Source organism: Mesorhizobium sp. WSM4850, from assembly GCF_055811735.1.
The window spans coordinates 1-5,390 of sequence record NZ_JBVVPV010000105.1; the positions used below are offsets into that span (position 1 = coordinate 1).

Here is a 5,390-nt window from a genome sequence, read left to right on the forward strand (position 1 = left end):
CGGCTACCTTCCCCGTGATGACACCGACAACGCCGGTCTTGCCAAGACCGGTCACGACCTGGTCGCAGCCAAACTCGTGCAGGCGTTCTGCGACGACTGCCGAGGTTCGATTGACGTCAAAGCCCAGTTCAGGATGTGCATGAATGTCCCGGCGCCAAGCCACGATCTCAGGGAGCAGGTCGGCGACGCGATTGACGATGGCCATGGGAGTTTCCTTTCTAGCGGTTGGAACAGGTTCGATCTATCTGGCGTGGGCCGATGCGCGCGCGCATTTCCTCGACCATCTACATAGCCGGCACCGTCGTGTTCTGGCTGTGATCAATCGGTCCTGAACTCAATTCATTGTCGGACATAAAGTTGACGCCTAAAATTCGTCAATACCTCACAACCTGTTTCGGTCACGCGGACGGTTTCGCTCGTGCCAGCGTCGGCGAAGCCGAACACTTTCACAAGCGATGGAATGTGGAATGTCATGTTAGGGCGCAATGTGCGCGTTTCTCCGCGCTTGAAAGACAAGATGTAGCCTTCGCCCCAATCAGGCGGGAAATTGATACCGATAGAGTAACCGGTCCGTTTGAAGCGGCCTTCGTAACCGCCGTCAGTGACCGTAGTCGACCATACATTCCAAACCTCTCCCAATGGCCGGCCAGGTCGTACGGCGTCCAGCATTTTTTCAAGTGCCTTTCGTGATACCTCTTCCATCCGCTCCAGCTCGCGATTTGCCGGCTTAACCACGGCTAACCGCATCAGAGCAGCGCTATAGCGTCGCACGCACCCCGATATTTCAAGTAGGACGGGATCACCTTCGAGCACTTTTCTTCCAGCCCATGTCGCATGAGCTTGGCTGGTACGCACCCCTGAGGAGACAAACACAGGTAATCCTGGGTATTCGCTCCCCAAGCTTGTCACCGTCCGCTGGATCTCCGCCGCGATGTCGTTCTCATTAGCGCCAGCATGGATCTGGTTGATGCCGACCTCCATGCCGGCATCCGCAATACGAGCAGCTTGGCGAATGTACTCCAGTTCCAGATCTGATTTAACGACGCGCGAACTTTCGACCGTCAAGGAGCCATCTTGGAATTTCGCATCGCCGAGCATTTCTTTAAGCCGCTCGTAGTCGGCGATTGATAGAAACCAACTAATTTTTTCAATTCCAATAACTGCCTCCGAATAGCCAATTCTCCGGATGGTCGCTGAAAGCAACTCAATTGGAGACTCATGATCCATATAACTGGTTGATTTCTCAATCCAAGACAGAACCTTGACATTTGTTTCTTCGATACCACGCGTTATATGAAATAGATCGCCGGATATCGGAACAAGCAAAAATTGACTGCTGAAGTACCCTACAGTGTGGTATCCGCTCATATAGTATATATTTTCGGGCGTGCTCACAATCAGGAGGTCAAGTCCCCTTTCCGTCATCTCTTGACGTACAACTTTGAGGCGCCGTTGGAATTCGTCGATCGGAAACGCGAGATCTTTTTGAACAACGGCGCTGTTCATGCCCGGAACTTTCATTAAGCCTACCCTCACCATAGGAACATCGAGTAGTTTTAGCGTAGCAGGGATCTGAGTGGTTCTTTCGGCGATCTCCTGCGGCCTGACGCAGAAAATCTGCAAACTTCGGCCAGAATGCGCGCAGAGTCTGATGCGATTGGCACGGCCAAGCTGCCCGGCTCCATCGAATCCGATTTGCCGAAGCACTGAAACAAGGCACTTCTGTCGCCGCCAGTGTTTGTTGCCTCAGCTCTGCCCTAATCTGAAAGAGGAACAGCGAAATGCGCGCTGCGCTTAGGAAAAAGATGCGAATGTCACATGCCCGACAGCGTCGGCCGACGATGCTCAATCGCCGCTCCCGATTGACGTTGCCCCTGATGAGTTCTCGATACCGACTGAACTCTATTCTGGATCGCTTTGCTAAGCGTTTGGGGCGAGGCCGCTCATGGTGTGCTGGTTGTAGTCGACCCGTCGACCCTCACGAAGCGCTTCCTCGCTTCCTTGTCTTGGCGCGGAGATCTTCCACGCTTTGCGGACCTAACGCCAAGCACTAATGCCTTCCCAAAATGCGCCGGTTCCGCCGGCAATTCCGAATGTCGCCGAACTCAAGATCCCGTTCGGCTTACTTCCAATAGCGGGCGCAAGATACAAGATAGAGGTGCGCCCGGGTGCTACTAATATGAACAGCCACTATTCCGGCCTGACAGTTGACCTAAGCGGAAATGGGAAGATGTTTGTCGATGTCTCCGGGCGCGCAAAAGAAGTGTCGGGGCTGATAGGTGCGGTCATCTCAGCGAGGCACCGGTGGGCAGGTAAATAAAATATATCTCTTCCAGTCTCAGTAACTCAGCATTACATGTTGATATATTTCAACTGCTTTCGCAAGCTGATCCAATTCAACGAACTCGTTGTTCGTGTGAGCGCGATCAATACTCCCAGGTCCAAGAACAATGCACGGAATTCCCGCAAGCGAGAGCTGACTAGCATCCGTTCCGTACGGCACGCCAATGTGTCTACCTGTCCCGGCGATATCGGCACAGGCCTGCGCTGCGACGGCCGCGATCTTACTCGACTCGGCACTGTTCGGAGCTGGGTCTTCCAGCGCGGGTAGCAATGAATGGACCTTGATGTTTTCGCGATCTCGCAACTCCTGCAGTATATCCTCTACTTCCTGCAACGCCTGCTCTGGCCGCTCTCCTGGAACGAGGCGTCGATCGATCCAGACGCGACACGATGGAGGGACTGTCGTCAGTTCCAACCCCCCTTCAATAAGACTTACCGTCAAAGTTGGAGGACTGACCAAAGGTTGCGCGCGCGAGGCAAGATCCTGACCGTGTTCGTTGAGTGCCAATATGACCTTTGCCATGCCGGTTATCGCATTGACCCCGAGGTGCGGCTTCGAGGTGTGAGCGGGGACGCCCTGGACTTCGATTTGCCAGCGCACTGAACCTTTGTGGGCGACCACAAGCTCCAGCTCTGTTGGTTCACCAACCACTGCGGCGTCATACGACGTGCCAGAGAAAGCGATAGCGCGGGCGCCTATCTTGCGGTACTCTTCATCAATGGTGGCTGCAACGACAATCGTGGCATTCGGTTGGCGACCTTCGAGGGTACTGAGAGCGATCATCATCGCCGAAAGCGATCCCTTTGTGTCACAACTACCTCGACCGTAGATTCGACCATCTTTCTGCTCAGCAAAAAAAGGGTCCGAAGCCCAGCTGTCGGTTGGCACAGTGTCCATATGGGCCACGAAAAGAACGCGTCTGTCAGGATCTCTGCCTGGAACCCAGGTCAGGAAGTTCGAGCGGCCGTCGACAACGTGTTGGAGTTCATACGGCAGGTTTCTCTCCTTGCAAAACTTCTCGAGATATTCGGCTACCCGCTGTTCTCCGCTCCCCGTCGGCGAAAGCGACGGATTCACGCTCTCTATTTTAACTAGGTCCCGGAGGAGCGCGACGGTATCTGCGCTAAGTAATGACATAAACTCTCCTATGCGTGGAAGGTAGCACCGCAAATTACCTCAACCACAGCTTGATTACATCGAGAACCCGGTCGACTTCGGCCTCAGTGTTGTAAAGATGAAGCGAAAATCTGAGCAATCCTCGGCGCGTTGATACAAGGACATTATTAGTCATAAGAAAGCTATGTAGAGAGTGAATATATGGGGCGGCTTCTCGCCGTCCGGAGAGCGTAGCCATATCGCCGACCGCTACGATACTCCCTGTCTGCTTGCCGGGCGCTCCGCCACAAACAGGTAATCCCATTTCCAACAGCCCCGAAGCCAATCGTTTCGTCAAAGACGTTACGTGATTATCTATCGCTTTGGTTCCAATCTCCAGCAGTTGCCCCATAGAGGCGTTGGCAGCGATCATGCCCGGGAAGTTATAATGGCCAATGTCAAAACGAGGGGCGCCGGCTCGCAGCTTGGCGACATTTAGAATGGGGGCCGATTCCGGTGCATTTCCGAGATCGACGCTGAACCGGGCAAGGTAGGCTGGATTGAGCTGATCGGCCCACTCCCGGCGGCAGTAAAGAAATCCCGACCCGTAAAAGCCCATCAAGCCCTTTACCGTCGATACCGCCAGACCATCTAAACCTAGCCGAGCAACGTCGGTGTGGAGTATCCCTACGGACTGGGTTCCATCCGCGAGAAGAAACGTTCCGTGCCGCTTGCAGGCGTGCGCGATTGGTTCTGTCACCATCCGAAAGCCAGGAACCATGCTCGCCGTTGAAAGCGCCACAACGCGCGTGCTGGAATCAAGGGCATTGATGATCGCGCCAATCGGAATCGTGCCGTTATCCGGCTCCATGAGTTTCAGCTCAACATTGTGCAGGGCCTTGACCTGAAGCCAAGGCAGGATGTTGTTTGCATGCTCCAGTTGAGGGCAGAGGACTACGCTGTCTCCCGGGCGCCAGTCGATCGCGTTGGCGATTATATTGATGCCCTCTGACGCGTTCTTCGTGATAGATATTTCATCTTTGCCTGCTCCGATTAATTGGGCAAACGTAGCGCGAGTCTTTTCGATATCCTTTAACTGGCTCAGTTCATCGTTTTCGCCATGCAATCTGTTATCGAGATGCTGCTCAACGGATGTTCTTGTGGTTCGGGAGATCAGCCCCTGATTCGCAACGTCCATGTAGATGACGTTTTGCGTTGCGGGAAACTCTTCCTGAATCGTGCTTAAGGGAAGCAAACTGCTGTTCATAGTCGTTAGGGCTCGTCAAATTGGCGGACGATGAGTTCCCGTTTACCTACGTCCGGTGATGCTAGCGGATAGAAATCTGAACGGTACCGCCGCCAGCGGCAAGGCGGAACCAGCTCTGTTGCCGGTGAAGTCATAATATCCTTCTCTTCTGAGAAGACCGAACTATTTCTGATCCATGTTGCAGTTTTCCTGCATAGACTTTTGGAAAATGCAGGATTCCCGTGGGGCTGGCTAAAGCCGACCGTGGCGGACGCTGGCGCAAGAGTGCACTGGGGCGTATCCTGTGCCGGCCTCAAAGACGTGAATTCCGTCCGGCTGGAGTTCTGTGAATCGTTGAGCCGTGAGCGCGTCACCCGCGCTAATGTCGATGAGCGTCGTGCAGGCTGACGGGCCGCTCGCGTTCAAAAGAGGCATTTCGAAGTAGGCCTATCAGGATCGAGAGAACGAGCACCGCTCGCGGCGGACAGGCCCACGAGTAGCCGCTCGCCATAAGTGACGCCGGTCGCGACCGCTCCATGGCGCCAAGACCGACGAAACTACCCGCACATTGTTACTTTTGTGACTTCGATATGGCCGAATGTTCGATCTCGATAATCAATCGGTGGGGGCCGGGAGTCGTTTCGGCGGGGTTGTTCTTCATATTGTCCTGTACAGCGCCAAGACTCTCGCGAACAATTGACAAAC

At 54.2% G+C, this 5,390-nt stretch carries 3 protein-coding genes and 1 pseudogene; all 4 read right to left on the minus strand.

All coding sequences use genetic code 11. From position 1 onward, the window contains the following. A pseudogene (locus tag AC0L2Z_RS34830) lies at positions 1-205 on the minus strand (amidohydrolase); the annotation flags it as partial. A gap of 134 nt (positions 206-339) precedes the next feature. After that, positions 340-1,506, minus strand: coding sequence for a M24 family metallopeptidase (locus AC0L2Z_RS34835; RefSeq protein WP_473630568.1), 1,167 nt, complete (start codon positions 1,504-1,506; stop codon positions 340-342). A gap of 832 nt (positions 1,507-2,338) precedes the next feature. Next, on the minus strand, positions 2,339-3,481 hold the full coding sequence (locus tag AC0L2Z_RS34840; protein WP_473630569.1) for a M20 family metallopeptidase: 1,143 nt from the start codon (positions 3,479-3,481) through the stop codon (positions 2,339-2,341). A 34-nt stretch (positions 3,482-3,515) separates the two neighbouring features. Then, entirely contained in the window at positions 3,516-4,706 is a 1,191-nt protein-coding gene (locus tag AC0L2Z_RS34845) for an aminotransferase class V-fold PLP-dependent enzyme (protein ID WP_473630570.1), read from the minus strand. Positions 4,707-5,390: the final 684 nt, after the last annotated feature.

Excerpts from the sequence above, each read along its gene's own strand:
- AC0L2Z_RS34840 (WP_473630569.1), bottom strand. The coding sequence starts at position 3,481 with ATGTCATTACTTAGCGCAGATACCGTCGCGCTCCTCCGGGACCTAGTT.
- AC0L2Z_RS34835 (WP_473630568.1), bottom strand. The coding sequence starts at position 1,506 with ATGAACAGCGCCGTTGTTCAAAAAGATCTCGCGTTTCCGATCGACGAA.
- AC0L2Z_RS34845 (WP_473630570.1), bottom strand. The coding sequence starts at position 4,706 with ATGAACAGCAGTTTGCTTCCCTTAAGCACGATTCAGGAAGAGTTTCCC.